The organism is Streptomyces sp. NPDC000151, from assembly GCF_040301705.1.
Taxonomy (GTDB): domain Bacteria; phylum Actinomycetota; class Actinomycetes; order Streptomycetales; family Streptomycetaceae; genus Streptomyces.
Genome location: NZ_JBEPFC010000040.1, coordinates 1 through 26,981, shown reverse-complemented (window position 1 = coordinate 26,981; position 26,981 = coordinate 1). Strand labels below are relative to the sequence as shown.

The window sequence follows — 26,981 nt, the reverse complement described above, 5'->3', positions numbered from 1 at the left end:
CGCCCGGCCGTGCCGACCACCGCCACCGCCCCGCGTCCAGTCGTCCACCGTGTATCCCAGGCCGATACCCACCGCGCACCACATACGCGAAAACCGCGCACCACATACGGAAACCGCGCACCACACACGCGAAAGAAGGCTGTTCATGGCCCCATCGACGTCCAGCGCCATCACCTTGCACGTCAACGGAGAGAAGTACACGCTGCCCGTCGACCACCGCACCACCCTGCTCGACGCGCTGCGCGAGCGGCTCGATCTGACGGGTACGAAGAAGGGGTGCGACCAGGGGCAGTGCGGTGCCTGCACGGTGCTGCTCGACGGGCGGCGGGCCGTTTCCTGTCTGCAGCTCGCGGTGGCCGCCGAGGGGCGCGAGATCACCACCATCGAGGGCGTGGCGGACGGCGACCAACTGCACCCGGTGCAGCAGGCGTTCGTCGACCTCGACGGTTACCAGTGCGGCTACTGCACGCCCGGACAGATCTGTTCGGCCCTCGCCGTGATCGAGGAGCACGCGGCGGGCTGGCCGAGCGCCGTGACCGACGACGTGCGGCCCGAAGCGGGACCGCCGCCGCTCACCGCCGACGAGATCCGGGAACGGATGAGCGGCAACCTGTGCCGCTGCGGAGCGTACGTGTCCATCGTCCAGGCGGTCGCGCGCGCGGCCGGAGTGGAGGCGGCGGTATGAGGGAATTCGGTTACCAGCGCGTCCTCGACGTCCCCGGCGCGGTCGCGCTGCTCGGCGTCGACCCCGACGCGCGCTTCCTCGGCGGCGGCACCAACCTCGTCGACCTGATGAAGACCGGCGTGGAGCGGCCCGCGCTGCTCGTCGACGTACGGGACCTGCCCCTCGACCGGATCGAGGTGACGGGGGACGGCGGTCTGCACATCGGTGCGACCGTGACGAACAGCGATCTCGCCGCGCACCCTGAAGTAAGGCGTCGTTACCCGGCGTTGGCGCAGGCCGTGCTGGCCGGTGCCTCGGGGCAGCTGCGCAACATGGCGACGGTCGGCGGGAATCTGCTCCAGCGCACCCGCTGCGGCTACTTCGCCGACACCGCCAAGCCGTGCAACAAGCGCGTCCCCGGCAGCGGTTGCCCCGCCATCGAGGGCGAGCACCACAACCACGCGATCCTCGGCGCCTCCGCGCACTGCGTGGCTACCCATCCCTCGGACATGGGGGTCGCGCTCAGCGCGTTCGACGCGGTGGTGACGTACGAAACGGCCGACGGGCCGGGGGAGTTGCCACTCTCGGAGTTCTACCTCCCCGTGGGCGACACCCCCCATTTGGAGACCGCCCTGCCGGCCGGCGCGCTGATCACCGGCGTCACCCTGCCGCCGGCGCCGGTCGCCACCGTCTCGCGGTACCGCAAGGTGCGCGAGCGGGCGTCCTACGCCTTCGCCATCGGCTCGGTCGCCGCCGCCCTGGACGTCCAGGAGGACGGGACCGTACGCGAAGTACGCCTCGCCTTCGGCGCGGTGGCGTCCCGGCCGTGGCGTGCGGCGACGGCCGAGCGGCTGCTGACCGGTGGCCCGGCGACCGCCGAAGCCTTCGCCGCAGCGGCCGACGCCGAGCTGGCCGCCGCCGAGGCGCTGCCCGACAACGGATACAAGGTGACATTGATGCGCAACCTCGTCACAGCCGTACTGACCGAGCTCGCCGAGGAGGCCGCCCGATGACCACGATGACCGGAAGTCCGGCGGTGACGGGCGCTGTCGGCACCGCGCACACGCGCGTGGAGGGCGTGGCCAAGGTCACCGGAGCGGCGCGCTACGCGGGTGAGGTCCCCTTCGCCGAACTCGCCCACGGCTGGCTGGTGCTCTCCACCGTCGCCCGCGGCCGTATCCGCTCCGTCGGCGCCGACGCCGTACTGGCCATGCCCGGCGTGCTGTCCGTCCTGCACCACGGGAACGCGCCGCGCGTCGACACCGACTACGTGGGGCTGCTCGGGCGGCCCGACCCGACCCTCGCGGTCTTCCAGAACGACCGCGTGCCGTACCTGGGCTGGCCGGTCGCGCTGGTCGTCGCCGAGACCTCCGAGCAGGCCAGGGAGGCCGCGGAGGCGCTGGTGGTGGAGTACGACCAGGAGCCGCACGACGTCGCGTTCTCCGCCGGCCGGGACGGTACGTACACCCCGGAGAACTCCGCCGTGGAGAAGGGGGACGTCGAGGCCGAACTCGCCGCGTCCGCCGTCGTCCTGGACGCCGAGTACACCACGCCCGAAGAGCACCACGCGATGCTGGAGCCGCACGCGGCGACGGCGCGTTGGGAGGACGGCCGGCTCGAGGTCGTCGACTCCAACCAGGGCACCATGTGGGTGGCGAACGAGCTCGCGAAGCTGTTCTCCCTCGACCCGGCCTCGGTGCGGGTGCGGTCCGAACACGTCGGCGGCGGCTTCGGATCCAAGGGAATGCGCGCGCACCAGGTGTGCGCGGTGATGGCCGCGACCACCCTCCACCGCCCGGTACGCGTCGTACTGACCCGCCGTCAGATGTTCTCGCTCACCGGCTACCGCAGCCCCACGGTGCAGCGCGTCAGGCTCGGTGCCGACGCAGACGGGCGGCTGCGCGCGTTCGACCACCAGGCGCAGAACCTCTCGTCGACCGTGCACGAATTCGTCGAGCCGAGCGCCGCTGTGGGGCGCGCGATGTACGCCTCCGACGCGCACCACTCCGTCAACCGCGTCGTACGCCTGGACGTGCCGACCCCGACCTTCATGCGCGCGCCGGGCGAGGCGCCGGGCTCGTTCGCGATGGAGAGCGCGCTCGACGAACTCGCCGAGAAGTGCGGCATCGACCCGATCGCGCTGCGGGTGCGGAACGAGCCGGACGCGGGGCCGATCTCCGGGCTGCCGTTCAGCAGCCGCAACCTGCTCGCCTGTTTCGACGAGGGCGCCCGCAGGTTCGGCTGGGCCGACCGCGACCCGCGCCCCGGCGTGCGCCGCGAAGGGCGCTGGCTGCTGGGCACGGGCGTGGCCGCGGCCTCGTTCCCCTCGGGCGCCGGCCCGTCCACCGCCGCCCTGACGGCGGAGGCGGACGGCACCTTCACCGTACGGATCAACGCGGCGGACATCGGTACGGGCGCGCGCACCGCGCTGACCCAGATCGCCGCCGACGCCCTGCAGGTGGAGTCCGGCCGCGTCCGTACCCGGATCGCGGACAGCGACTTCGGCCCGGCGTGGATCGCGGGCGGCTCGATGGGCACCCGCTCCTGGGCCTGGGCGGTCACGGCCGCGGCGAAGGACCTGCGGGAGCAACTGGCGCTCGGCGGCACCATCCCGCCCGAGGGCATCACCGTACGGTCCGACACGGGTGAGGCCCTCGCCGCACTGGCGCAGAAGGAGCGGCACTCCTTCGGGGCGCAGTTCGCCGAGGCCGCGGTGGACGTCAGCACCGGCGAGGTCCGCGTGCGCCGGATGCTCGGCATCTTCGCCTCGGGCCGGATCGTGAACCCGCTGACCGCGCGCAGCCAGTTCATCGGCGGCATGACCTGGGGCCTGTCCATGGCGCTGCACGAGGAGGCGATCCGGGACGCGGCATCGGGCGGCCACGTCGGCGCCGACCTCGCGGGCTACCACGTCGCCGCCAACGCCGACGTGCCGCTCATCGAGGCCGACTGGGTCGAGGACACGGACGCCGACGACCCGGTCGGGATCAAGGGCGTCGGCGAGATCGGCATCGTGGGAGCCGCCGCGGCGATCGCCAACGCGGTCTGGCACGCGACCGGCGTACGCCACCGCCACCTGCCGATCCGCCCCGACCGCGTCCTGCTGGCGGGCGCCGCGGCACCGGCCGGAGCCGGGGTGCCGGCCGAGGGCCCGGATGCTTGACATCGCCGCCGAGCTGGCCCGGTGGGTGCGCGAGGACCGCGAGTTCGCCGTGGCGAGCGTCGTAGCCGTGGGCGGCAGCGCGCCGCGCCGGCCCGGCGCCGCCCTCGCCGTCGACAGCGAGGGCACGGCGATCGGCTCGGTCTCCGGCGGCTGCGTGGAAGGCGCCGTGTACGACCTGTGCGTCCAGGCCCTCCAGGACGGCAGGACGGTACGCGAACGGTTCGGCTACAGCGACGAGGACGCCTTCGCCGTCGGGCTGACCTGCGGCGGAGTCATCGATGTCCTGGTCACACCGGTGCGCGCGGACGCGCCGGACAGAGCGGTCCTCGCGACCGCCCTGTCCGGCGCCACCCGCGGCGAGCCGACCGCCCTCGCCCGAGTGTCCGCGGGCCCACCCGCCCTGCTGGGCAGAGCACTGCTGGTCCGACCGGACGGCTCGTACGAGGGCGGTCTCGGCGGCCCGGCCGAGGACTCGTCCGAGGCCGGCTTCGGCGGCTCGTCCGAGGGGCGTCTCGGCCCAGGGCCGGAGCTGGACCGTACGGCGGCGGCCGAGGCCCGCGCCATGCTGGACGCGGGCCGCACCGGCACGCTCGACATCTCCGAGGACGGCTCACGCTGCCCCGGCGGCCTGACCCTGTTCGTCGAATCGAGCGTCCCGCCACCCCGCATGATCGTCTTCGGCGCCGTCGACTTCGCCGCGGCACTCGTACGTACCGGCAAGTTCCTCGGCTACCACGTCACCGTCTGCGACGCCCGCCCCGTCTTCGCCACGCGTACCCGCTTCCCCGAGGCCGACGACATCGTGGTCGACTGGCCGCACCGCTACCTCGAACGCACCGGCACCGACGACCGCACGGTCCTGTGCGTACTCACCCACGACGCCAAGTTCGACGTCCCCCTGCTGACGGCGGCCCTGCGACTGCCGGCCGCGTTCATCGGCGCGATGGGCTCGCGCCGCACCCACGAGGACCGCGACCGCCGCCTCCGCGAAGCCGGCCTCACCGACCACGACCTCTCCCGCCTCCGCTCCCCGATCGGCCTCGACCTCGGCGCCCACACCCCCGAAGAAACCGCCCTCTCCATCGCAGCAGAAATCATCGCCACGAGGCACGGGGGAACGGGCGCGCCGCTGACGGGGGCACGGTTCCCGATCCATCGCGAGGGAGGTCTTCAGGGAGCGGTGGCTGCGGGGTGACATGGAAGGTCAGCCCGGTGATCCGACCCGCCTGGATCACGGGGCCGTGCTGGACCCCGCCGCTGATGTCGTTGCGTACGGCCGCGGGCCGCTCCTCCGCCTCGCTCCCGAGGCGCTGCAAGGACGTGAGCAGCTCGCGCAGTTCGTCGCCGGTGGCGGCGTCGGCCCGCAGGAGATGCCGCAGGTAGGCGTGGCACTGCTCGGCGGTGTCGCGCGCGCCGTCCGGATCTCCGGCGGCCTCGGCGGCGAGCAGCCGGGCCCGGGCGGTGTCCAGGTCGGCGACCGCGGCGCCTCCCGTACCACCGCGCGAGAAGAACCGTCCGACGAGGTCACGGGCGTGCGTCCAGGAGTCGGTGACCATGAGCGAGACCAGCGTGGTCGCTCCGGACGCGGCCAGGGCGGCCAGTTCGCTGTCCATCGTTGTCCTCCATAACGGGGTCAGTTTCCCGGCGTCTCGTCGGCCGCGCCGTCCGGAGAATCCGGTGGCTCCTCCGCATCCGAGGTGAAGGACGCCGGCGGATCGTATCGACGCAGCAGTTCCTCGGCCGTCTCGTACCGCTCCTGCGTCTTGATGACGTCGGCGACCTGCTTGGCCAGCATGCCCCGCCGGACGTCGCCGTCCATGAAGCCCATGCCACTGAGGAACGCCTCGAAGTGGTCAGCGGCCGACGGCTCCCGCTCGAAGGGAGCAGGAGGTCCTTCCAGATGGTCCGGGTCGGGCTGTTCGCCGTGTGCCTGCGGGAGGAGGTCCCGCAGCCGTTCGGGTACATCCGTGTCGTTGGCGGCGGACGTGAGCCGCGCGAGGAGACCGAGGTCCGCCACGGTCTTCTCCACGTGGTCCTCGTTCTTGGCGAGCCACCAGACCACCGCGCTGCCGGTGTCCTTGAGCACGTCCTCGCCCAAGTACTCGCGCTTGCTCTGCTCGTACTTCCGCTGGTGCTCCCAGACCGCCTTGTCCTTGCGCACCTCGGCGAGCCTGTCCAGCCGCTCCTGGTCCTGCTCGCGCAGGGTGAGGGTGATGTCCTCCGCCATGACCTGGAGGTGTCCGGTGGCCTCCGGACGCATCCAGCTGAGCGACCCGCTCAACTCGTGCTGGACGAGGGAGGCACGGCCGGGCTCACGCTGTTCCGTGACGGCGCGGGCGCGGTCCAGCACGGTCTCGACGGCGAGGCCCGCCGGATTGAGGACCGGATCGTCCGCGGCGGCACCGAGGGGGTACCACCGTACGGTCGCGGAGAACAGGAAGTCGTAGTCGGCCCACTGGCTGGGCAGCGCCACGCGGCTGATCCGGTGCTCCCTGCGTTCGACGGGGGGAGCGGTGAAGTCCTCCACCAGAGCGACCGATACCGAGCCGCGTCGCATCGCGGCGATCCTGAAGGCCGCAACCGGCACGCCGACCAGGAAGACGGCCACGACGGGCCACGCCCATACGGGCCAGTGCTGGGTCAGTCCGAGGATGGTCAGCAGCAGTCCGGATAAAACGGTGAGGAAGACGGTCGTCGTCTTGCAGCCGGTCGTCATGGTGTGTTCCCCCTGGGTGGTCGCAGTCCCTGAGCCTTGGAGATCTTCTGGAACAGCAGGTCGGTGGTGGCGACGCCGCGCGTGCGTCCACCGGGTGTGGTGGGCTCTGCGGCGCGGGCCACGGAGTACAGCGCGGCGAGGTGCTTGCCGTTCCGCCCGGTGGATTCGACCAGTAGGTCGAGCAGCAGGTCATGGCGGTCGTCGGCGTCGGAGGCGGTGTGCAGCCAATGCTGCGCGTATCGCTGCCAGTGCGGCTGCGGGAGGCTGTCGAAGACGGCACGCCAGCCGAGGACCACGCAGCCCTGCACGCCGTCCTCGTCCATCAGCGCGCGCGGCGCGTCGCCGGGGTCCGTCAACGGCACCGGGTCGCAGATCCGAAGAAAGAGACGGGCGTCGGCGGCCGGAGCGGACGAATGCCGAGTGAGGCGGTCGAGCATGCGGCGGCGGAGCCGGCCGCTCGTCGCCACCAGATCGCACAGAGCGTCCAACGCGGGCGTGGACCCCTGCTCGCGGCGGGCGAGGTGGCGCAGGCGGACCATTGCCTGGTCGGGGTGGGACGGCGCGATCGCTTCGGTGCAGACGCGGAGGAGAACGTACGCGAGGCCCCCCGTGAGTTGCTTGTCCTTGCACCACATGTAGATCAGCTGCCGGAAATGCCTGCCGTACAGCTTGTCCTCGACACCGTGGGTGAGCGCATGGACGGCTGCTCCCAGACGCGCCAGGCTCGTGGCGTTGGCGCCCCACTTGTCCGCCAGGGCCGCCAGCTCCTTCCACTGCCCGGTGCGCAGGTACTGGCCGGCAAGTCGCTTCACCAGTTCTTTGCGGAGATCCGGGGTGAGGTGCGGATCTTCCAGCTCCGTACTACGGGCGGCCCAGGAGCTGAGGAGGCGCCGGAGATCGGGCATGTGGTCCCAGAAGTGGGCGCGGACGGCGGCGTCGTAGTCCAGCTTGTCGAACCGTACGTGGCCGTCCGGCCCGGCCGACGCGGAGATCTCCGTCAGTCGCTCGGCCAGGTCCTTGCATTCGAGCAAGGGCATGTCGTCGCCCGGTGACTCGGACGTATGCAGCAGGAGAGCGGCTGCTTGGTGGATGACGTCGGCGTGCGCGCCGTGCAGCATGGCGGTGGTGAACAGTAACGCCCGCTGCGGTGCCTCGCGCCGCTCGGCGGCGAGCTCGGCGACTTCCTTTCGCCAGTCCTTCCGGGCCTCCCGGGCCTGCTCGCACCAGGTGGCGAAGCCGTCGCGAGCGGGATGTGCTGTACGGGCCCGTCGCACCCGGTCGGCGAAATCCGCGATCTCCTCCATCGATCGCTGCTGGTCCAGGAATTCCGCCAATGCGGGCGCGGATCGCAGGTACTCCTCGTGCGGCATCCGGTGGAGCCGAAGGTGGCGTCGGAACACCTCCTCGGCCGGAGGGTGTGTGATCTCGGCCCGGTAGAACTGGAGGTCCGATCCCAGTGTGCTCTCGTGCGGCATGACGATCACCAAGTGCGCCTGCTGTTCCTGTACGGACTTGCGGAGCGCCGACAGATCCCTGCGGTTCCTCGCCCATCGGGAGCCGTCGGCCTCGGCAAGGTCCAACAGCAGCCGGTCACCGGCGCCGACCAGTCCGGGGTCCGTGAGAGTGGCTTCCTCTTCGTCGCCGGGCAGTAGTTCGCGGAAGATGCCGGTGTCCCGGTGAAGTTCGTACAGGAGGACGCGTGCCGCGGCAGTTCTGCCGCTGCCCGGAGCGCCGTGCAGGATCACGGTGCTGTGCTCAGCCAGCAGGCGGCGTGCCTCTCCCATACCCTCGGGATCGACGAACCGCTGCCTGAGCAGACGAAGCTGGTCGTCCGCGATGCGGCGGGGACTGCGGCCGGCCGCCTCCTGCTTCAGCAGGCCGATGGTGACGTTGTAGAGGTCGCCGAAGCCGGTGTGCACCGGGCCGCTGGGGTGCTCGACCCGTGCGGTGAACGGCTCGCTCACTGTTCGTCGTCCTCGCGCCGTCCCGAGCCGCCGAACTGATGGCGATTGTCACCGTGATGGTCACCCTCGTAGTTCGTCATGCCGTCACCTGAGTAGTGCCGGCCACCCGACTCGTGGCGTGAGTTCTGATAGATGCCGCCCGTTCCGGTGTGCACGGGACCGCTGGAATCCTTGATGATCGTGCCCCCGACGTCCCCGGTGAAGTCCCGGCTCTGCACGGCCGTACCGTTGATGTCGCCGGCGGAGTTGGCCACGGACCCGGGGTCGGGGACCGGGACGTCGGCGCGCTCGAGGTCATGCAGCTCGGGAACCCTCTCGGCGACGAGGTCGCCGAGGCGCTTCAGATCCGCTTCGGCGTTTTGCGTGTCCAGCCGTACGGACTGGAGTTCCGCCAGCCGCGCCAGCTTCTTCGGCAGGTCGTCCTTCCTCAGGCGCTCCGTCTTCCTGCCTGCCAGGACGGGAATCACCGGCAACCCGCAGGCGAACGCTTCCAGAATCTCCTTCCGTACCCAGTCCTCCGGGTCGCGCAGCTTGGTCCGGAAGTTCATCCAGTCCGGTCCGATGACCGCCAGGAGTAGGGCGCTGCGGCGGAGGCTGGTCAGCAGGGCGTCGGGATAGGCGGTGCCGGGGACGATGGACTTGGACGCGCGGAACGCGCGGTCCCGTCCGAAACGGTTGGAGAGCTCGTTGTCGATCAGGGCAGCGGTACCATCACCGTCGCCCGTACGGTAGTTGATGAACACATCGGCCATGGCGGGTTCTCTCCTCAAGACTGGGGGAAGCGGGATAACGTGCCGAGCCGCGGGGCAAGTTGGCGCACCGCGGGATGGTCGGCGTGGCGGGCCAGGGCGCGGGCGAGGCGCCGGAGGTCGATCGTGACGGTCGCGGAGCGTACGGCTGCCACCCCGTCGAGCAGTGGCACGGTCAACGCGCAGGCGTGCTCGATCTCGCCGTCCGCCGCGTAGGCGAGGGCGCGGCGTACGCCGTACCGCACCTGGGTCCGTACCGCCTCGGGCGAGACCAGCGCGAGTTGCCGGTTCAGCTCCTCGGCGGCCTCGTGCGGGCGCCCCAGGTCGAACAGGCACCAGCCCGTGACCATGCCCACCGAGTCGGGCAGGTGCATGCTGCCGATCACCGGTGCGTCGGCGTCGCTCTCCTGCCGGGCGAGCAGCGTACGGGCCCGGTCCAAGCTGCGCAGACACGCGTCGCGGTCGCCCGCGAGCGCGTGCCCCTGTGCCTCGCGCTGCGCGGCCAGTCCGCGGATGCGCGGGGGGAGAGTGCCGCCCTGTGCCCGCTGGGCCAGTGCGACGGTCTGCTCGGCGTCGTCCTGGTACAGCGTGACCAGCGCCCGGCGCACCAGTGCGTACCCGGCGAGCGCCCGGTCGCCACCCGCTGCCGCGAGGTCCACCGCGCGCTGCGTCCACCACAGCGCCGCCTGCTCGTCGCCCGTCTCCTGCACCAGCCAGCCGACGTATTCGGCGTACCGGGAGCCGAGCGCCAGCAGCTCCTGGCGGGTGCGGGAATCGGCGTGGACCGACAACTCCCGCAGCGTGTGCGTCTGCGCGATCAGTCCCGGCAGCAGGAAGCCGGGCTCGACACTCTGGCCGAGCCGCCGGTAGTGCGTGAACAGGGAGCGGGACGCCTCCAGCATCCCGGCACCGGTGGCCGGCGAGACCGGGGTCTGGCCGCTCGTACGCCATCTCATCAGTGAGGCTGCGCCGGCGCTCACGACCTGGCGCCGGCCCATGGGCTGGAACCAGCTCGGGCCGTCCGGTGACAGCTGCATCGTCCACTCCTCCTCGTCGATTCCGTGGGGCACCGGCTCGCTCGGGGAGTCGGCGGCGGGGGCGGCGACCAGGGCGATCAGTTCCCCGTCCGCCTCCAGCGCGGCGTCGCAGAGGCGGGCGAGATCGCGGCTGGGTGCCTTGATGCCCCGCTCGACCTTGCTCAGCTGCGCCTTGCTGTAGTGCACGGTCGCGGACAGAGCGGTGAGGCTGAGACCGGCGTCCAGACGCCGCTTCCTCAGCTCTTCGCCGAACTCGGTGGACGGCTGCGGCACGGAAACCTCCATAACCATCCATCCAGGCGAACGGGGCTGCCGCACGAAAGAGTGCGGCAACCCCGGCCGGACGGACAAGGCGAATGCTGCTGTTTCCCGTTTCCTTCTCCGCAGGTGAGCGCGGCATTCCCGGAGGTGTGGAGTTGTGTGGTGCGGCTTCCCGCAAAGGCGGGTGCCCGCACGCCCCGCTCACCAGGTGTCGATGAACCTCCGCCCGCCCAGAGGCAGTTCCTCCGCCCGGTAGCCGTCCAGCGCTGAGGTGATCCAGTCGCGGGAGGTGGCCGGGTCGATGACCGCGTCGATTTCCAGGGCTGCGGCCGCGTTCACCGCCTTGCCGTGCTCGTACAGTTCGGCGACGCGGGTCTCGAATGCGTGCTGTCGCTCGTCCGGGTCCGCGATGGCCTCCAGTTCCTTGCGGTAGCCCAGGCGTACCGCGCCCTCCAGGCCCATGCCGCCCAGTTCGCCGGTCGGCCAGGCCGCGGTGGCCAGTGGCGCGCGGGTCGAGCCGCCCATCATCGCCATCGCGCCGAGTCCGTACGCCTTGCGCAGGATGAGGGAGACGACGGGGACGCGGAGGTTGGCGCCGGTGACGAAGAGGCGGGAGAAGTGGCGGACGGTGGCGGTCCGTTCGGAGTCGGGGCCGACCATGAAGCCGGGGGTGTCGCAGAGGGCAAGGACCGGCAGGCCGAAGGCGTCGCAGAGCTGGAGGAAGCGGGCCGCCTTGTCGGCCGCGTCGCGGTCGATCGCGCCGCCGAGGTGCTCCGGATTGTTGGCCAGCAGGCCCATCGGGCGGCCCGCCACCCGTACCAGGGCCGTCACCACGCCCGTACCGAAGCCGGCCCGCAGCTCCAGCACCGAACCGGTGTCCGCGAGGCCGTCGATCACCCGGCGGACGGGGTACGCGCGCCGCCGGTTCTCCGGAATGGCGTGCCGCAGCAGCCGCGGGTCGGGCGCCTCCCACTCCTCGACCGGGCCGCGGAAGTACGACAGGTAACGCTTGGCCGTGCGGACCGCCTCGGCCTCGTCCGCGACGGGTATGTCCACCACGCCGTTCGGGACCTGTACGGACAGTGGGCCGACCGCCTCGGGCGCGTACGTGCCGAGCCCGCCGCCCTCGATCATCGCCGGGCCGCCCATCCCGATCGACGCCTCGGGTGTCGCGATCACCACGTCGCAGCAGCCCAGCAGCGCCGCGTTGCCCGCGAAGCAGCGCCCGGACGCGATGCCGACGAGGGGCACGAGGCCGCTCAGTCGGCCCATCTGATGGAACGTCATGATGTCCAGGCCGGCGATCGAGGCGGTGTCGGTGTCGCCGGGGCGGCCGCCGCCGCCCTCCGCGAACAGCACGACGGGCAGCCGTCGTTGCTCGGCCACGCCCAGCAGCCGGTCGGTCTTGCGGTGGTTGTTGTGGCCCTGCGTCCCGGCCAGCACGGTGTAGTCGTACGACATGGCCACGCAGGGCGCGCCGTTGACCGTACCGGTGCCGGTGACCATGCCGTCGGCCGGGGTGGCGGTGATGAGGTCGTCCAGCGTGCGCCGCCTGCGCTGTGCCGCGATCGCCAGCGCGCCGAATTCCGTGAAGCTGCCCTCGTCGCAGAGGTCGTCGATGTTCTCGCGCGCGGTCCGGCGACCGAGCTTGTGCCGCTTGGCGACCGCTTCGGGGCGCTGCGCGTCCAGCCCGACCGCGTGCCGGGCCAGCGCCGCCGCGAGATCGGCGCGTATGGCGTCAGGGTCGGCCTCCGCGGCGGCCGCCGCATCGGCCGCGTCGCCCGCGACCGGCTCCAGGAGCAGCAACGGCTGACCCTCGGCGGCCGTGTCGCCGACCGCTGCCCGTACGGCGCGCACGATCCCGGCGGTCGGCGCCGTCACCACGTGCTCCATCTTCATCGCTTCGAGGACGAGGAGCGGTTGGCCCGCCGGTACGGTCTCGCCGGGTGCCACGTCCACGGTGACGACGGTGCCGGCCATGGGCGCGACGACCGCGCCGTCCTCGTCGTCGGTGTCCGTGGCCGGCGGCTCGTCATGATCGGTGATCAGCTCGGGCAGGTGCTCCGTCACCCAGGAGGTGTGCGTGCCGCCCGCCGCGAATTCCGGGTGGCCCAACACCGCACGCAGCAGCGGAATCCCGGTCCGTACGCCCTCCACGGCGAACTCCGCGAGCGCCTGCCGGGACCGCTCGCAGGCCGCGGCGAAGTCCGGTACCGGGATGCGTGTCACGACCTTCGCCAGCAGCGGGTCGTAGCGTGCGCCGACGGTCAGCCCGCCGCGCGCGCCGGTGTCCACCCGTACTCCGGGACCGGTCGGCACCTCGAAGCGGGTCAGCGTGCCGGCCGAGCCGCGTACCGTACCGTCCGCCGCCGTCACCTCGGCGTTGACCCGCGCCTGTACGGCGAAGCCGCGTGCCGCGGGCGGCCCGTCGGCCAGCCCCAGATCGGCCAGCGTCGCCCCGGCCGCCAGCCGCAGCTGCGCGTCGACCAGGTCCACGCCCGTCACCTCCTCGGTGACGGTGTGCTCCACCTGGAGTCGCGGATTGGCCTCCATGAAGTGGAACTCCTCGCCGCTCACGAGGAATTCGAAGGTGCCGACGCCGGTGTAACCGACCTCGCGGGCCATCCGCAGGGCGCACTCCAGCAGCCGGTCCCGCACGGCGGCGGGCAGCGCGGGCGCGGGCGCGATCTCGATGAGCTTCTGATGGCGGCGCTGCGCGGAGCAGTCCCGTTCCCACACGTGCGTGACCGCGCCGGTCGCGTCTCCGATGACCTGTACCTCGATGTGCCGCGCTCCCGTCAGCAGCCGCTCGACGTACAACTCGCCGCGCCCGAAGCCCTGTACGGCCTCCGAGCGGCAGCGCTCCCAGACCTCGGCCAGCTCGGCCGCGTCCCGTGCTCGGCGCATCCCGCGGCCGCCGCCCCCGCCGAGCGCCTTGACCATCACGGGGCCGCCCGCGCCGGGGCCTTCGGTGAGGAACGCGCGGGCCTCGTCGAGCGTGGTTGGGCCGCCGGTGCCCGGCAGTACCGGTACGTCCAGGGACTGCGCGAGCGCGCGGGCCCGTGCCTTGTCACCGAAGAGGCCGAGCACCTCGGGGGAGGGACCGACGAAGACGGTGCCCGCCTCGGCGCAGGCCCGCGCGAAGCCGGCATCCTCGCTCAAAAAGCCGTACCCGGGATGGACGTACGCGCAGTCGGCCTCCCGGGCGACGGCCAGCAGGGCCGCCCCGTCGAGGTACGCGGCGGGCCCGGAACCGGGCAGCGGATGTGCCTCGTCGGCGAGCCGGACGTGCGGCGCCGCCGCATCGTCCTCCGCGTACACCGCGACGCTCCGCAGTCCGGCCGCCGCCGCGGCACGCACCACCCGGACGGCGATCTCCCCGCGATTGGCGACGAGTACGGCTGACCCCATTGAGCAAGCACCTCCACGCTGGGAGCCCGCGGCGCAGCCCCGGCCAGGGCTGTTGCACAGACTCTGAGACGGCGCTGTCATGGTCATTGACATTGGCGTCAACGTCAATATGGTCGAGGCGTGGCAGAGAGAGAACAGTCGGCGCCCCGACAGCCGTCCGCGGGCGGCGCGCCGGCCGGACGCGGACACCGGCCCTGGGCGACCCGCACCGCCCGCGACCGCAGCGACACGCCCGTGCGCCACCGGCTGCTGGACGCCGCCGAGGCGGTCTTCGCGCGCCGCGGCTACGGGCCCGCCACCATCGCCGACATCGCCGCCGAGGCAGAGCTGTCCCGCGCGGGTTTCTACGTCTACTTCGCGTCCAAGGAAGAGATCTTCCAGGTGCTCGCGGTGCGCGTACGGGACACCTTCCTCGCCGCGCAGGAAGTGCCCGGCACCGATCCGGACGACGTACGGGCCGTCGCCCGCGACTCCACCGCCGCCTTCATCGCCGCCTACGCCGAACACCTCCCGCTGCTGCGGCTGATCGAGCAGCAGGCGCAGGGGGACGACGAGGTCCGCGAGCTGTGGGAGGAGATCGACCGGCGGCCGACCCGGCGTACCGCCCGCTACATCCGCCGGGTGGCCGCCGCCGGGTACGCGGCGCCGGTCGCGGACCCTGCGGCGGTGGCCACGGCCGTCGGCGGGATGTGTGTGCGGTTCGCCCGGCTGGTGGCGGAGGACCAGGACGCGTACGAGGACGCCGTACGCGATGTCACCGCCATGTATCTGCACCTGCTCAGGCCGTACCACCCCGAGGGACACCAGGCGATACCGGAGGAGTAGCAGTGAGCCGCGCGACGCGTATCGAGCACTACCTGACCGATCTCCGCACCCGACAGGACCGGGCCCGCAGCGGCCGGCAGTCGGACACCATCAGGCTCCGGGCCGGCGAGCGGACCGTGCCCGGTTACGTGCGCCACTGGGCCACCACGGCCCCCGACCGCCCGGCCCTCGTCTTCGACGGCCGCGAGATCACCTACCGGGAGCTGGACGAGGCCTCCGACCGCCTCGCGGGCTGGCTGGCGGAGCGCGGCGTGGAGCCCGGCGACCGGGTCGGCGTCCACCTCCCCAACTGCCCCCAGTTCCTCGTCGCGATGCTCGCCGTACTGCGCCTGGGCGCGGTCCACGTACCGGTCAACCCCATGTTCAAGGCGGCCGAACTCCGCCACGAACTGACCGACTCCGGCGCCCGCCTGGTCATCTCCCGTACCGAACTGGCCCCGGGCATCGAGGAGATACGCGCGGACACCCCCGTACGCGAGGTACTCCTCGCCGACACCGATGCCTGGGACGAAGCCCTTACGCACGCCCCGCACGGCCGGATCGCCGACGACCTCGACGCGCTCGCCGCACTCAACTACACCGGCGGCACCACCGGCATGCCCAAGGGCTGCGAACACACCCAGCGCCACATGGTCTACACGGCCACCGCCATCGACTCGGGCCGGGCCCCCGACCTGGCCCCCGAGGGCATCGTCTCCCTCTGCTACCTGCCCATTTTCTGGATCGCGGGCGAGAACCTCGGCATTCTCGCGCCGCTGGTCTCCGGCGGCACGAGCGTGCTGCTGCCGCGCTGGGGCCCGGCAGCGGTCCTCGACGGGCTGGAGCGGTACCGCGTCGCCACGATGGCCGGCACGGTCGAGAACTACCTCGAACTCCTGGACCAACTGGACCTCGCGGGGCGCGACCTCGCCGCCTTCACCGCGCCGCTCACCGTCTCCTTCATCCGCAAGCTCACCCCCGAGATACGCGAGCGCTGGCGCCGCGCCGTCGGCGGCCACAGCGTGCTGCGCGAGGCGTCGTACGGCATGACGGAGACGCACACCAGCGACACCTCCACCCTGGGCTTCCAGGACGGCGACGCCGACCTGCACAGCGAGCCGACCTTCTGCGGGCTGCCCGTCCCCGGTACGGACATCATGGTCGCCGACTTCGCCACCGGTGAGCCGCTGCCGCTCGGCGAGCGCGGCGAGATCGTCGTCCGTGGCCCGTCTGTGCTGACCGGGTACTGGCGCGCCCCCAAGGCCACCGAGACCGCACTCCGCGACGGCTGGCTGCACACGGGCGACATCGGCAGCATCGACGAGGAGGGCTGTCTGCACTACCTCGGCCGCGACAAGGACATGATCAAGGTGAACGGGATGAGCGTCTTCCCGACCGAGGTGGAGACGCTGCTCGGGCGGCACCCGGACGTGCTGGCCGCGGCCGTCGTGGCCGTACCGGACGAGCGGCGCGGCCAGCGCCCGTACGCCTACGTCCGTACCGTCCCCGGCAGCACGCTCACCGCCGAGGCCCTGACGGAGTGGGCGGGCGCGGCCATGGCCGCCTACAAGCTGCCCGCGATCGAACTGACCCCGGAACTGCCGCTCACCGCCACCGGAAAGATCAAGAAGACGGAGCTGGCCGAGCGAGCCATGCGTATGCGGCCCGCGCAGTGAACTCCCGCTGACCGCCCCTGAAGAGGAGCCCGGCGGCCTCGAACGCCGGGTCTCCGGCGGTCTCCGCCACGTACGGGATCGCGATGCACCGCATCCCGGCACGGCGCGCGGCTTCGGCGCCGGGAGCCGCGTCCTCCAGCACGACGCAGCTCTCCGGCGCCACCCCCAGCCGCCGGGCCGCCTCCAGGAAGACATCGGGCTCGGGCTTGCCGCGCCCCACCTCCTCGGCCGACACCCGCGTGCTGAGCATCGTGTCCAGATCCGTGCCCTTCAGTACGGCGTCGATCGCGGCCCGGGACGAGCCGGACGCCACCGCGACCGGGTGCCCGGCCGCGTGCAGCTGCTCCACGAACGCCCGCATCTCCGGGAAGACCTCGGTCTGCGCCCCGGCCAGCTCCAGGTAGATCGCGTTCTTCCCGGCCAGCAGCTCCGCCACGGGCGCGTCGATCCCGTACTCCTTCTTCAGGATCTCCAGCGTCTCGCGCGTCCCGATGCCGATGAACCGCGCGTGGTGCTCCCAGGTGAAGTCCTCGACCCCGTACCGGGCGAGCAGCCGCCGCCCCGCCTCGTAGTAGTTGGGCTCGCTGTCGACCAGGGTGCCGTCGAGGTCGAAGATGACGGGCGTGCGGGAGGGGGCGTCGGTGCTCATGCCCCCAGGATGCCAAGCCCGCGGTCAGCGCGCCGCCGCGGCCCCGCCGACGTCCTCCACCAGCGGCAGCAGCCGGTGCGGCACGCGCTCGCGCAGCGCCACCTCCGTGCGCGTCCGCACCACCCCCGGCATGTTGATCAGCTGCTGGATCACGTCCTCCAGATGCGCCGCGTCCCGCGCCACCACCTTGGCCAGCAGATCGCCGCCGCCCGTGGTCGAGAACGCCTCGATGATCTGCGGCACCTCGGCGAGCAGGGCCGCGACCTCCTCCAGGTGCCCCTGGGTGACCTCGATGTGCGCGAAGGCGGTGACGGGATGCCCGAGCGCGGCGGGGGAGAGCCGAGGCCCGTACGCGGTGATCACACCGTCCCGCTCCAGCCGGTCCAGGCGTGCCTGCACCGTGCCGCGCGCGACGCCGAGGAGGCGCGCGTACTCCCGCACGCTCGTCCGCGGCTGCTCCAGCAGCAGCCGGAGGATCCGGGCGTCGAGTGCGTCCACGGCCATGGGAAGCGGCTCCTTGCGGGCGGAACGGAGGCGATACCGGTCGGTCACCTCCCTCCAGTCTGCGGCGTACGGCGGTGACCTGCGACAGCGGGGTCAGTCGGCGTCCTGACGCGTGACCGACCGGACTCCAGTTCACCTGTCTGTCACCACCTGTCCACAGTGAGTGGCCGACACCGTCACCTCGATGGGGCATGGGTGGAGGAACGGTAGTCGCGGCCCCCTCCCGGGAGCCGCGCGGACACGAGGGAACAGGAGAGTGGTTCCGGTGGGTGAACTCCTTTGTGCGGCGCTGGTGAAGGCCGGCCTCGTCATCGCCGAGGCGATCCTCACCAAGTTCGTCATCGATCTGTACACCGCTTACGTGCGCAAGCACCGTACGGAAACGGCGATGGCGACGGCGTGAGGTGAAGCGCTACTCGGCGACCGGCGCCCGGCCGGTCGGGACGTGCAGGTCCGCGTCCCGGAGCCGGGCGGTCGCCACCATGCTCACCAGGCCGGTCAGGGCGAGGTATCCGCAGGCGAGCCAGGGCGTGCCGGAGCCGAGGGCCAGCAGTGCCGTCATGACCAGCGGGGTGATCCCCGAGGCGAAGATGCCGGACATCTGGTAGACGAACGACATTCCCGTGTAGCGCACCGGGGTGCGGAACAGGGCGGCGAACAGGGTGCCTTGCGCACCGTAGAACGAGGCGTGCACGAGGCCGAGGGTGATCAGCAGCGCGGCCGCGAACGCCCAGGTGCCGCCCGTGCCGAAGAGCCAGAACGCCGGGAAGACCGAGACGGCGAAGGCGCCCATGCCCACGAGGTAGACGCGGCGCGCGCCCAGCCGGTCGACCAGCGCGCCGGACACCGGTATCAGGAACGCCATGACGAGCGCGGCGGCCGTCACCGCGAGCAGTACCGGCGTGCGGTCGAGCTTGAGCGTGCCCGTCGCGTACGTGATCGCGAAGACGCCCCAGGTGTTGAAGGCGGCGCCTTCGCCCCACCGCGCCAGCATGCCGAGCAGCACGTGCCGGCGGGCGGCTGGCTCGCGCACCAGCTCCACCAGGGGCGCGGAGCGCGGCAGTTCCTGCAGTCGGCGTACGGCGCGGAAGGCCGGCGTCTCGTCGATCTTGAGCCGCACGGTCAGGCCGACCCCGACGAGCACCAGGCTGACGAGGAAGGCGATCCGCCATCCGTAACCGAGGAAGGCGGCGTCGCTGAGCACGTCGTTCAGCAGCGCGAACACCCCGGTGCCCAGGGCCAGTCCGAGCGCCAGCCCGATCTGCGGATAGCTGCCGAACCGCCCCTTGCGGCCGTCGGGCCCGTACTCGACGGCCAGCAGCACCGCCCCCGCCCACTCGCCGCCGAGCGCCACGCCCTGCGCGACGCGCAGGACCAGGAGCAGCGCGGGGGCGAGCAGTCCGACCTGCTGGTACGTCGGCAGCAGGCCGATGAGGGCGGTGGAGACGCCCATCAGGCCCATCGTGAAGGCGAGGGTGCGCTTGCGGCCGATCCGGTCACCGATGTGCCCGAACAGCAGCCCGCCGACCGGCCGGGCGACGAAACCCACCGCGAACGTCGCGAACGACAGCATCGTGCCGACCGTGCCGTTGGCGGTCGGGAAGAACAGCTTGTTGAAGACCAGCCCGGCGGCCGTGGAGTACAGGAAGAAGTCGTACCACTCGACGGTGGTGCCCAGCAGGCTGGCGAGCACCACGGTCTTCAGCCGGGTGGGCGGGGTGCCCGCCTGCCGCTCGTCCGGATGGGGTGGCGCCTGCGAGGGCGCGGGTGCCGGGCTCATCGGCCGGCGAACGGGACGATGCCCGCCTCGGTCGTGCGCGGCCCGGCCGGGTGCTGCCACAGGCCGCGCCGCTCCAGCAGCGGCAGCACGCCCTCGCCGAACCAGTACGCCTCCTCCAGGTGCGGCACACCGGAGAGGACGAACTCCTCGATGCCCAGCCGGGCGTACTCCTCGATGAGGTTCGCGACCTCGGAGTGGCTGCCCACCAGCGCCGTGCCGGCGCCGCCGCGGACCAGGCCGACGCCCGCCCACAGGTTGGGGTAGATCTCCAGGTTGTCGCTGGACCCGCTGTTGTGCAGCTCGCGCATCCGGCGCTGGCCCTCGGACTCGCTGGTGGCCAGGCCCTGCTGCACCGCCTTGATGCGCTCGGGGTCCATCCCCTGCAGCAGCCGCTCGGCCTCGGCCCACGCCTGCTCCGTGGTGTCCCGGCTGATGGTGTGCAGCCGGATGCCGAAGCGCACCTCGCGGCCCTGCGCGGCGGCCAGCGACCGAATCCAGTCGATCTTCTGCTTCACCTGCTGCGGCGGCTCGCCCCAGGTCAGGTACACATCGGTGTACCGCGCCGCCACCTCGCCGGCCGCGGGCGAGGAGCCGCCGAAGTAGACCTGCGGCACCGGGTCGGGCAGCCGGTTGAGCTTCGCGCCCTCCACCCGCAGGTGCTCGCCGTGGTGGTCGACCGTCTCGCCGTCCCACAGCCGCCGCACGATGTCCAGGAACTCGCCGGTGCGCGCGTACCGCTGGTCCTTGTCGAGGAAGTCGCCGTACGCGCGCTGCTCCGCCGACTCGCCGCCGGTGACGACGTTGAGCAGCAGCCGGCCGTGCGACTGCCGCTGGTAGGTCGCGGCCATCTGCGCCGACAGGGTCGGGCTGATCTGGCCGGGCCGGAAGGCGACGAGGAACTTCAGCCGCTCGGTGACCTGCGTGAGCATCGCCGTGGTCAGCCAGGCGTCCTCGCACCACGCGCCCGTCGGCGTCAACGCCCCGACGAAGCCCAGCTGTTCGGCGCTGCGGGCGATCTGGCCGAGGTACTCCACGGAGGCGGGCCGGTCCCCGCCGGCGGTGCCGGGCAGCGAGCCGTGGCCGCCGCCGACGATGTGCCGGCTGTCACCGGTCGTGGGCAGGAACCAATGGAACGTCAGCGGGGACGTCAGAGCAGAGGACATCGAGGACTCCGGTGGGAGGAGGAAAGAGCAGCGGGCGACGCACCGGGCAGCCGTGGCAGGGCACGGCGGCCCGGCGGGCGGACCCGGGAGACGAAAAGGGTGTTCACGGCGCTGCGCAGCAGCGGATACCCACGGCGGTTCGCCGCGGACGTCACGGAAGCACAGAAATCACCGACGCGCGGGCATCACGGATGCACAGGCATCACGAGCGCGCGGGAACTGGGGAAACAGCCGTCAGGCGCGACAGCCGGCGCTGGTCTGGCGACACAGGTCGACGTGGAGTCGTTCCACGAGGAGGTCGGCAGCAGCAGTCATGCCTCGCATTCTGCGCCGTCCGACCTGCTCGGATCAAGCCGCTGAGACGAGTATTCCAGCACGTGAGACGGTCCGCCGCCGGAGCGAGCTCAGTGTTCCGTTCGGTCCGCCGCCGGAGTGCGCTCAGCGGGGCCACGCCATCGCCGCGGGCTCCGTCGGATCCAGGTGCGGATGTGGCGGGAGGCTCACGTCGGTGGTCCATTGGCACCGCCCGGATCTCGCGGGCGCGCGTCGCCCTGTGCCAATGGCGCAGTGATCTCGACTTCTGTTGAGCCAGTGGGCTCCCAGGTGTTCTGATGGTCGTGTCGATGGCGCTGCGGATTCCGCGGCGCCTTTTTCATGCCGTGCCGTGCCGGTCGTGTCGGAACACCGAAGCCGGTCGTGTCGGAACGCAGAAAGGGCGGGGATCTGTGCTGAAGAGGGTGTTCGTGGCTCCGGATCCGGGGCGGCTGCGGTTGCGCAGTGCGTTGCGGGCGGTGCTCGGCATCGGGTCGGCGGTGGCCCTGTGCGGTGCGGCCGGTCACTCGATGGCCGCGGCCATCACCGGCGGGCTCGCGGCCCTGCTCGCCCTCTTCACGGTCACGGACTCCACGGTCCGCGGGCAGGCGATCACCACCGCGCTGTTCCCGGCGGTGGGGCTGCCTGTGCTCGCCCTGGCCGCGATGCTGCACGACCACCCGGTGGCACGGGACGCGGCCTTCCTCGCCGTGGTCGGTGCCGGGGTGTACGCCCGTCGGTGGGGCCCGCGAGGGCACTCCCTCGGTGTACTCGGCTTCATGGTCTTCTTCGCGGCGCAGTTCCTGCACGCGGTGCCCGGCCAGTTGCCCGAGCTGTACGGAGCCGTGCTGCTGTCCCTGCTGGCCTCCTCGGCCGTGCGCTTCGGGCTGTGGTGTTACGAGCGCCGGCTGCCGCCGCCCGCCGCGGTACCGCCGCTGAACATCGGCACCGGGCTCGCCCGGCCGACCACGCGGCAGGCGGTACAGGCGATGGCCGGCGGTGCCTTCGCGCTCGCGGCGGGCCAGGTGCTGTCGCAGGAGCGCTGGTACTGGGCCGTCGGGGCGACGTGGTGGGTCTTCGTGAACACGGCGTCGAGCGGCGAGACGCTGGTACGGAGTTTCCGGCGGGTGCTCGGCACGGTGATCGGTATCGCTGTGGGACTGGGTGTCGCTGTGCCGTTGCACGGTGCGCCGGTGGCGACCGCCGCGCTCGTCGCCGTCTGCGTCTTCGGGATCTTCTACACGGCCGCCGTCTCGTACACCTGGATGATGCTCTCGGTGACGGTGATGGCCGGGCTGCTGTACGGGCTCCTCGGGGTGCTGGATCCGGGGCTGCTCGTGCTGCGGGTCGCGGAGACGGGTGTCGGGGCGCTCGGCGCGGTACTGGCGGTCCTGCTCGTACTGCCCGTCACCACGCACGCCACGACGGACGCCTGGATCGAGCGTGCGCTGCGTTGTGTGCACGCCTGCACCGCCGAATCCGCCGCGCGCCTGGCGGGCTCCGCGGACGCCGACCCCGCGCCGCGGATCGCCGAGCTGGAGCTGCTGCTCGGCAAGGTACGGGTGTCGCTCGCGCCGCTGGTCCACCCGCTCAGCCCGCTGCGCGCCCGCAAGGAGCGGGCCCGTCAGGTACTCGCCCTGCTCGACGACTGCGCCCGCGAGGTCCGCGGGCTGGCCGCCGTCGCCGCCGACCCCGAGGCGTCCCACGACGACCGCCTCACCGCGGCCTGCTGGCGCGTGGAGACCGCGGTGGAATGCCTCACCTCACCACGGCCGACGCGGGCACTGGAGGCCGCCGCCCTCGTACCGCCGGGCGTTCCCGCCGCGGGGCCCGCCCTCGCCCACCTGCACGGCCTGGAACGAGCGCTCGCCGAACTCGCGGTACCCCTGCGCGACTCCGACCGCGCGCCGCTGATCGGCGCCTGAGGACAGGCTCCGCGCCGCCCGGCTGTTAGCGTCGGTGACCGACCGATGCGGGGCGTGCGGACGAGATGCGGGGTATGAGCGTGAACGGTGACGGCCGGAACGGTGCCGGGCGGCGGGCGTACATCGGGTCGACGGCCGGCGGGGCCGGCGTGGTGACCGCAGAGGTCGATCCGGAGAGCGGGGCGCTGAAGGAGCTGCACCGCACCGACGCGGTGGCCAACCCCTCCTACCTGGCGGTGTCCGGCGACGGCCGGCTGCTGTACGCGGTGAGCGAGACGCCCGACGGCGCGGCCGCCGCGTTCTCGCTCGCGGGCGACCGGCCGGAACCGCTCGCGCCGCCGGTGCCCGTCAACGGCTCCGCGCCCACCCACCTCACCCCGCACGCCGGTCACCTGCTGACCGCCAACTACCGCTCCGGCAGCGTCAGCGCGCTGCCCCTGCGGGCCGACGGCGCGCCCACCGCGCCCGGCCCCGGCGCGGTACTCCAGCACCACGGCAGCGGCCCGAACGCCGAGCGGCAGACCGGCCCGCACGCGCACGCCGTGGTCGCCGACCCCACGGGCCGCTGGGTGCTCAGCGTGGACCTCGGCACCGACTCCGTACGCGTCTGCGACATCGACCCGGGGAGCGGGGAGCTGGTCATGCGCCGCGAGGTCGCGCTGCGCGCCGGCAGCGGCCCGCGCCACCTGCGCTTCCACCCGGGTGGCCGGCTCGCCTACGTCATCAACGAGCTGGACCCGACGGTGACCACCTGCCGCTGGGACGCCGTACAGGGGGTGCTGACGCCGGTGGGGGAGACGTCCGTACTGCCCGAGGGCGGTGTGACGCCGACGCTGCCCTCCGAATTCGTGGTCTCCGCCGACGGCCGCTTCGCCTGGTCCGCCAACCGCGGCGACGACAGCATCGCCGTACTGACGCTGCATCAGGAAGGCCTCGCCCCCCGCCTCGTAACAACCGTCCCGTGCGGCGGCACTTGGCCCCGCGACCTGGCGCTGCACCCAGCAGGACGCTTCCTGTACGCGGCCAACGAACGCTCCGGGGACGTCACGTGGTTCACGGTCGACCCGGAAACGGGAGTCCCGGAGCGCGGCGGTTCGCTCCCGGTACCGTCGGCTTCCTGCGTGGTCTTCGGAGGCTGAGAGCCTGCGTCCGGTGGGCCGGACCCTCTTGATTTCCGGCCGATGAGTATGTTCAGCCGATAGCGGACGCTTGGCGGTGAGATCGTCCGAATGCCGGGCGCGGCGGCCGGGAAACGGGCAGTCTGACGGCATGACCGTCGGATTCAGTGGTGAAGTCGCCGAGTACTACGCCCGCTTCCGGCGTGGCTACCGCCCGGAGCTTTTGGACGCACTGCAGGAAGCGTTCGGCCTGACCGCCGGCGACACCGCGCTCGACCTCGGCTGCGGCACGGGACAGCTGGCCGTGCCGCTCGCCGCGCGGGTCGGCGCCGTCCTCGGCATGGACCCCGAACCGGACATGCTGCGGCTGGCCCGCCGGGCCGCCGACGAGGCAGGCGTAGGCAACGCCACCTGGGTGCTCGGCGCGGACACCGACGTCCCGGCGCTCGGTACGCTGCTCGGCCGCGGCGCGCTGGCCATGACCGCCATCGGCCAGGCGCTGCACTGGATGGACCACGAGCAGCTCTTCCGCGAGCTGCGCCCGCTGCTCCGGCCCGGCGGCGGCATCGCCGTGATCGCGAACGGCGTACCGCTCTGGCAGCAGGAGAGCTACTGGTCGGACGCGCTACGCGGCTACCTGGAGCGGTACTTCGGCACGGTCCTGGAGGCCACCTGCGGCACGGGCGACGACGATCAGGCCTGCTACGCCCGGGCGCTGCGCGCGGCGGGCTACGACGGGGTGCGCGAGATCGACCACCGCTACGGCGTGGAGCTGACGTTCGAGGAGCTGGTCGGCGGCGTCTGCTCCGCCGTACCGGCCGACCGGCTGCCGCCCCCCGCCGACCGCCCGCACTTCACCGCCGGCCTGCGGGCCGCACTCCCGGAGGGCCCGTACGCGGAAGAGGTACGGGTACGGGTGCTGGTGGGGCGGACGAGCGGGTGAGGGACGATGGGCTGCCCCGGATACGGCGATGGGCCGCCCCGCGTGGTGCGAGGCGGCCCATCGGTGCTTCGTTCGGCTATATCCGAGCTTCGTCTACTGGTTCTTCCACCAGGCTGTTACTGGTTCGTCCACCAGGCCGTGTCGTCGGCCACCCGTGGCGGCCGGCGGCGGTTCAGTGGGTCGCTGCGCCCTGTGCCGACTGCAGCGTGATGCCGAGCGACGCCGCGTAGTTGGACAGGACCAGGCGGCCCACCGCCATGTACGCACCCAGCGCCTCCGCGGAGGCGCAGCCCGCCTCGGCCGCGGCCGCCCCCAGCAGCCCGTCGGCGATCTCCGGGCCGATCAGGTACGGGGCCAGCGCCAGCTGCTGCGACCCCGAGGCCCGCAGCTGCTCGGCCGTACGCGAGATCGCGCCGTCCTCGTCCAGCGCGGCGGCCAGCACCGGCACCGCGAGGCGCGCGGAGAGCAGCATGCCGGTGATGCCGGCGGCCTGCACGGCCTCCTCGCCGCCGACGGTGGCGAGGATGATGCCGTCAGCGGCCGTTGCGACCGTGAACAGCCGGGCGCGGTCGGCGCGCGCCAGGCCGGCCTCGGACAGCCGTACGTGCAGGCCCTCGGCGAGCAGCGGGTGCGGCCCGAGCACGTCGGTGAGCTCGGCGGCGGAGCCGCTGTTCATGATCGCCTGGCGTATGCGGCGGAGCAGGGCGTTGTCGGGGCCCGCGAGCAGCGGCACGACGACGGCTGCCGGGCTGTCCTTCAGGTCCTGCGCACCGTTCTCGATGCGGGCCCTGCGCTCGGCGGCGGCGTGCGCGAGCACCGCCTCCAGCGACGGGAACTCGCCGTCACCGCCGTCGACGTACCCGATCCGCGCGTCGAGGCCGGGCAGCTCGGAGCGGGCGATGCTGGACACCTCCTCCGCCAGGCCGCGCGACGCGGCGGTGGGGGCGCCGGGAACGGCCAGAACGAGCGCGGGCGCGCCCTCGGGCGCGGCGACCGGCTCGGGTCGGCGGTGGCGTCCGGACTGGCGCGGACGCGGCATTCGTACAGGCAGGCCGGGTGCGGGCCCAGTGGGGGAACTCATGGCGCCGCATGCTAACGCCTCTTCGGCACCCCGTGCCGAGGGAGGGCACAGTCGGGTGTCTTGTGTACCGATTCGTCCCGCGCGTCTTCGTGTGAACATCCCACGACACGCCGTGTGATCTGCGCTGACTTGTGCGGCGGGCGATCGAAAGGGGTGCTGATGGGGGGATTCCGGTTATGGGTCGATGGGGGCGTTGGTGACGGGGGCGTCGATGGCGTGGGCGTCGGTGACGGGGGCGGAGCGGCTGCTGGACGGCGGGGCGAAGGGAGGGGTGGGGCGCGATGAGGGCGGTCGACGCGTGTGCGACTGCGAATAGTGCGAGCGCGTCGTCGTTGGCGGGCTCCCCGGCGTACTCATCCGCCTACGCGCAGCAGCCGCTCATCGGTGGGCAGCCGCAGCGCGTCCCGCGCCACCGCCGACGCGATCAGCAGCGCGCCGTCCAGCGGATCGCCGTCCGCCGCGCGGAGGCGTACGCCGGGCAGCCGTACCGCGAGCGCCGCCCGCAACGGCTCCAGCAGCGGTTCGCCGATCTTGAAGAGGCCGCCGGTGTACGCGACCTCCCGGCCGGTGGGCGCGACTTCCCGCGGGCAGACCGCGGCCGCCGAGTCGGCGATGTGGTGGGCGGCCTCGTCGAGTATGGCCGCGGCGAACTTGTCCTCGGCGGCGCAGCGCGCGACCTCGGGCGCGAAGGAGGCCAGTACGGCGGGCCGGTCCGTACGCGGGTACAGCTTGCCGGGCAGGTCCGTGACCGGCCCGAACACCGCTTCCGCGCGGGCCAGCAGCGCCGCCGAACCGCCGGGCCTGCCGTCGTGCGCGCGCAGCGCCGCCTCCAGCCCAGCCCGGCCGATCCAGGCGCCGCTGCCGCAGTCGCCCAGGAGGTGGCCCCAGCCGTCGGCGCGGCGCCAGCCGGTCGCCGGGCTGAGGTCCGTGCCCATCGCGATCATGCCCGTGCCGGCCGCGACCACGGCCCCGGGGCGCTGGCCGAGCGCCCCCGCGTACGCGGTGACCGCGTCGGCCGTGAGGGCCAGCCGGTCCGTGCCGAGCGCGCGGGACAGCGCGGC

Annotated in this window: 23 protein-coding genes; 10 read left to right on the top strand and 13 right to left on the bottom strand. The window is 72.5% G+C overall.

From position 1 onward, the window contains the following. The first annotated feature begins 145 nt into the window (after positions 1–145). Genes ABT381_RS14480 through ABT381_RS14465 form a run of 4 tightly spaced genes read left to right on the top strand, consistent with a single transcriptional unit; the run spans position 146 to position 5,022 of the window. A complete protein-coding gene (locus tag ABT381_RS14480) occupies positions 146–685 on the top strand; it encodes a 2Fe-2S iron-sulfur cluster-binding protein (protein ID WP_031055651.1) in 540 nt (179 codons plus the stop codon). Continuing rightward, positions 682–1,677, top strand: coding sequence for an FAD binding domain-containing protein (locus ABT381_RS14475; protein ID WP_351592945.1), 996 nt, complete (start codon positions 682–684; stop codon positions 1,675–1,677). Before ABT381_RS14480 ends, ABT381_RS14475 begins: the two co-directional genes overlap by 4 nt. Further along, positions 1,674–3,827: a xanthine dehydrogenase family protein molybdopterin-binding subunit gene (locus tag ABT381_RS14470; protein WP_351592942.1), complete on the top strand. Its 2,154-nt coding sequence runs from the start codon at positions 1,674–1,676 to the stop codon at positions 3,825–3,827. The genes ABT381_RS14475 and ABT381_RS14470 overlap by 4 nt, the downstream gene beginning before the upstream one ends. Continuing rightward, positions 3,820–5,022, top strand: a complete 1,203-nt coding sequence (locus ABT381_RS14465; protein WP_351592939.1) for an XdhC family protein — start codon at positions 3,820–3,822, stop codon at positions 5,020–5,022. The genes ABT381_RS14470 and ABT381_RS14465 overlap by 8 nt, the downstream gene beginning before the upstream one ends. On the opposite strand, the gene ABT381_RS14460 is transcribed toward ABT381_RS14465, so the two are convergent. The 6 genes from ABT381_RS14460 to ABT381_RS14435 form a co-directional block, all read right to left on the bottom strand. Beyond that, entirely contained in the window at positions 4,922–5,440 is a 519-nt protein-coding gene (locus tag ABT381_RS14460) for a hypothetical protein (protein WP_351592937.1), read from the bottom strand. The two genes, ABT381_RS14465 and ABT381_RS14460, sit on opposite strands and share 101 nt — an antisense overlap. Positions 5,441–5,460: 20 nt before the next feature. Next, positions 5,461–6,543 (bottom strand): hypothetical protein, encoded by a 1,083-nt coding sequence (locus ABT381_RS14455; protein WP_351592935.1) that lies wholly within the window; start codon positions 6,541–6,543, stop codon positions 5,461–5,463. Beyond that, entirely contained in the window at positions 6,540–8,507 is a 1,968-nt protein-coding gene (locus ABT381_RS14450; RefSeq protein ID WP_351592932.1) for an nSTAND3 domain-containing NTPase, read from the bottom strand. Before ABT381_RS14450 ends, ABT381_RS14455 begins: the two co-directional genes overlap by 4 nt. Next, a complete protein-coding gene (locus ABT381_RS14445; RefSeq protein WP_351592929.1) occupies positions 8,504–9,259 on the bottom strand; it encodes a TIR domain-containing protein in 756 nt (251 codons plus the stop codon). Before ABT381_RS14445 ends, ABT381_RS14450 begins: the two co-directional genes overlap by 4 nt. Before the next feature lie 14 nt (positions 9,260–9,273). Then, the gene (locus tag ABT381_RS14440) at positions 9,274–10,566 is read right to left on the bottom strand and encodes a helix-turn-helix domain-containing protein (RefSeq protein ID WP_351592926.1); all 1,293 of its coding nucleotides are present in this window, start codon (positions 10,564–10,566) and stop codon (positions 9,274–9,276) included. Positions 10,567–10,755: 189 nt separating this feature from the next. Then, positions 10,756–13,965, bottom strand: a complete 3,210-nt coding sequence (locus ABT381_RS14435) for an acetyl-CoA carboxylase family protein (RefSeq protein WP_351592923.1) — start codon at positions 13,963–13,965, stop codon at positions 10,756–10,758. Positions 13,966–14,085: 120 nt separating this feature from the next. Here ABT381_RS14435 and ABT381_RS14430 point away from each other — a divergent pair, with 120 nt between their 5' ends. Next, entirely contained in the window at positions 14,086–14,790 is a 705-nt protein-coding gene (locus tag ABT381_RS14430) for a TetR/AcrR family transcriptional regulator (protein ID WP_351592920.1), read from the top strand. 2 nt (positions 14,791–14,792) lie between these two features. Further along, entirely contained in the window at positions 14,793–16,445 is a 1,653-nt protein-coding gene (locus tag ABT381_RS14425; RefSeq protein WP_351592917.1) for an AMP-binding protein, read from the top strand. On the opposite strand, the gene ABT381_RS14420 is transcribed toward ABT381_RS14425, so the two are convergent. Together ABT381_RS14420 and ABT381_RS14415 are read right to left on the bottom strand one after the other, a co-directional pair. After that, entirely contained in the window at positions 16,393–17,094 is a 702-nt protein-coding gene (locus ABT381_RS14420) for an HAD family hydrolase (RefSeq protein WP_351592914.1), read from the bottom strand. The genes ABT381_RS14425 and ABT381_RS14420 overlap by 53 nt on opposite strands. A gap of 24 nt (positions 17,095–17,118) precedes the next feature. Then, positions 17,119–17,598: an Lrp/AsnC family transcriptional regulator gene (locus ABT381_RS14415; RefSeq protein ID WP_223733963.1), complete on the bottom strand. Its 480-nt coding sequence runs from the start codon at positions 17,596–17,598 to the stop codon at positions 17,119–17,121. Between the two features lie 265 nt (positions 17,599–17,863). On the opposite strand from ABT381_RS14415, the gene ABT381_RS14410 reads away from it, so the two are divergent. After that, positions 17,864–18,001 (top strand): hypothetical protein, encoded by a 138-nt coding sequence (locus ABT381_RS14410; RefSeq protein ID WP_351592910.1) that lies wholly within the window; start codon positions 17,864–17,866, stop codon positions 17,999–18,001. Positions 18,002–18,010: 9 nt separating this feature from the next. On the opposite strand, the gene ABT381_RS14405 is transcribed toward ABT381_RS14410, so the two are convergent. The 3 genes from ABT381_RS14405 to ABT381_RS14395 form a co-directional block, all read right to left on the bottom strand. Continuing rightward, positions 18,011–19,378, bottom strand: coding sequence for an MFS transporter (locus ABT381_RS14405; protein ID WP_351592907.1), 1,368 nt, complete (start codon positions 19,376–19,378; stop codon positions 18,011–18,013). Next, positions 19,375–20,541, bottom strand: coding sequence for an LLM class flavin-dependent oxidoreductase (locus ABT381_RS14400; protein WP_351592904.1), 1,167 nt, complete (start codon positions 20,539–20,541; stop codon positions 19,375–19,377). The genes ABT381_RS14405 and ABT381_RS14400 overlap by 4 nt, the downstream gene beginning before the upstream one ends. A gap of 234 nt (positions 20,542–20,775) precedes the next feature. Continuing rightward, entirely contained in the window at positions 20,776–20,856 is an 81-nt protein-coding gene (locus ABT381_RS14395) for a putative leader peptide (RefSeq protein ID WP_351592995.1), read from the bottom strand. A gap of 410 nt (positions 20,857–21,266) precedes the next feature. On the opposite strand from ABT381_RS14395, the gene ABT381_RS14390 reads away from it, so the two are divergent. The 3 genes from ABT381_RS14390 to ABT381_RS14380 all read left to right on the top strand — a co-directional run bounded on the left by ABT381_RS14390 (position 21,267) and on the right by ABT381_RS14380 (position 24,839). Next, positions 21,267–22,778: an FUSC family protein gene (locus tag ABT381_RS14390; RefSeq protein ID WP_351592902.1), complete on the top strand. Its 1,512-nt coding sequence runs from the start codon at positions 21,267–21,269 to the stop codon at positions 22,776–22,778. Between the two features lie 74 nt (positions 22,779–22,852). Continuing rightward, on the top strand, positions 22,853–23,917 hold the full coding sequence (locus tag ABT381_RS14385) for a lactonase family protein (RefSeq protein ID WP_351592899.1): 1,065 nt from the start codon (positions 22,853–22,855) through the stop codon (positions 23,915–23,917). Positions 23,918–24,047: 130 nt separating this feature from the next. After that, positions 24,048–24,839 carry a class I SAM-dependent methyltransferase gene (locus ABT381_RS14380; protein WP_351592896.1) on the top strand — a complete coding sequence of 264 codons (792 nt, stop codon included), beginning with the start codon at positions 24,048–24,050 and terminating at the stop codon, positions 24,837–24,839. Between the two features lie 172 nt (positions 24,840–25,011). Here ABT381_RS14380 and ABT381_RS14375 read toward each other — a convergent pair whose 3' ends face one another. After that, positions 25,012–25,920, bottom strand: coding sequence for a sirohydrochlorin chelatase (locus ABT381_RS14375; protein WP_351592893.1), 909 nt, complete (start codon positions 25,918–25,920; stop codon positions 25,012–25,014). 353 nt (positions 25,921–26,273) lie between these two features. Beyond that, positions 26,274–26,981, bottom strand: a 708-nt coding sequence (locus ABT381_RS14370; RefSeq protein WP_351592890.1) for an N-acetylglucosamine kinase, incomplete at its 5' end; no start/stop codon positions are given.

What these genes read in the sequence shown, in the direction of transcription:
- ABT381_RS14375 (WP_351592893.1), bottom strand. Translation starts at nt 25,920, where the DNA reads ATGAGTTCCCCCACTGGGCCCGCACCCGGCCTGCCTGTACGAATGCCG.
- ABT381_RS14435 (WP_351592923.1), bottom strand. Translation starts at nt 13,965, where the DNA reads ATGGGGTCAGCCGTACTCGTCGCCAATCGCGGGGAGATCGCCGTCCGG.
- ABT381_RS14455 (WP_351592935.1), bottom strand. Translation starts at nt 6,543, where the DNA reads ATGACGACCGGCTGCAAGACGACGACCGTCTTCCTCACCGTTTTATCC.
- ABT381_RS14400 (WP_351592904.1), bottom strand. Translation starts at nt 20,541, where the DNA reads ATGTCCTCTGCTCTGACGTCCCCGCTGACGTTCCATTGGTTCCTGCCC.
- ABT381_RS14380 (WP_351592896.1), top strand. Translation starts at nt 24,048, where the DNA reads ATGACCGTCGGATTCAGTGGTGAAGTCGCCGAGTACTACGCCCGCTTC.
- ABT381_RS14465 (WP_351592939.1), top strand. Translation starts at nt 3,820, where the DNA reads ATGCTTGACATCGCCGCCGAGCTGGCCCGGTGGGTGCGCGAGGACCGC.
- ABT381_RS14470 (WP_351592942.1), top strand. Translation starts at nt 1,674, where the DNA reads ATGACCACGATGACCGGAAGTCCGGCGGTGACGGGCGCTGTCGGCACC.
- ABT381_RS14445 (WP_351592929.1), bottom strand. Translation starts at nt 9,259, where the DNA reads ATGGCCGATGTGTTCATCAACTACCGTACGGGCGACGGTGATGGTACC.
- ABT381_RS14460 (WP_351592937.1), bottom strand. Translation starts at nt 5,440, where the DNA reads ATGGACAGCGAACTGGCCGCCCTGGCCGCGTCCGGAGCGACCACGCTG.
- ABT381_RS14475 (WP_351592945.1), top strand. Translation starts at nt 682, where the DNA reads ATGAGGGAATTCGGTTACCAGCGCGTCCTCGACGTCCCCGGCGCGGTC.
- ABT381_RS14405 (WP_351592907.1), bottom strand. Translation starts at nt 19,378, where the DNA reads ATGAGCCCGGCACCCGCGCCCTCGCAGGCGCCACCCCATCCGGACGAG.
- ABT381_RS14385 (WP_351592899.1), top strand. Translation starts at nt 22,853, where the DNA reads ATGAGCGTGAACGGTGACGGCCGGAACGGTGCCGGGCGGCGGGCGTAC.
- ABT381_RS14415 (WP_223733963.1), bottom strand. Translation starts at nt 17,598, where the DNA reads ATGGCCGTGGACGCACTCGACGCCCGGATCCTCCGGCTGCTGCTGGAG.
- ABT381_RS14480 (WP_031055651.1), top strand. Translation starts at nt 146, where the DNA reads ATGGCCCCATCGACGTCCAGCGCCATCACCTTGCACGTCAACGGAGAG.
- ABT381_RS14420 (WP_351592914.1), bottom strand. Translation starts at nt 17,094, where the DNA reads ATGAGCACCGACGCCCCCTCCCGCACGCCCGTCATCTTCGACCTCGAC.
- ABT381_RS14395 (WP_351592995.1), bottom strand. Translation starts at nt 20,856, where the DNA reads ATGACTGCTGCTGCCGACCTCCTCGTGGAACGACTCCACGTCGACCTG.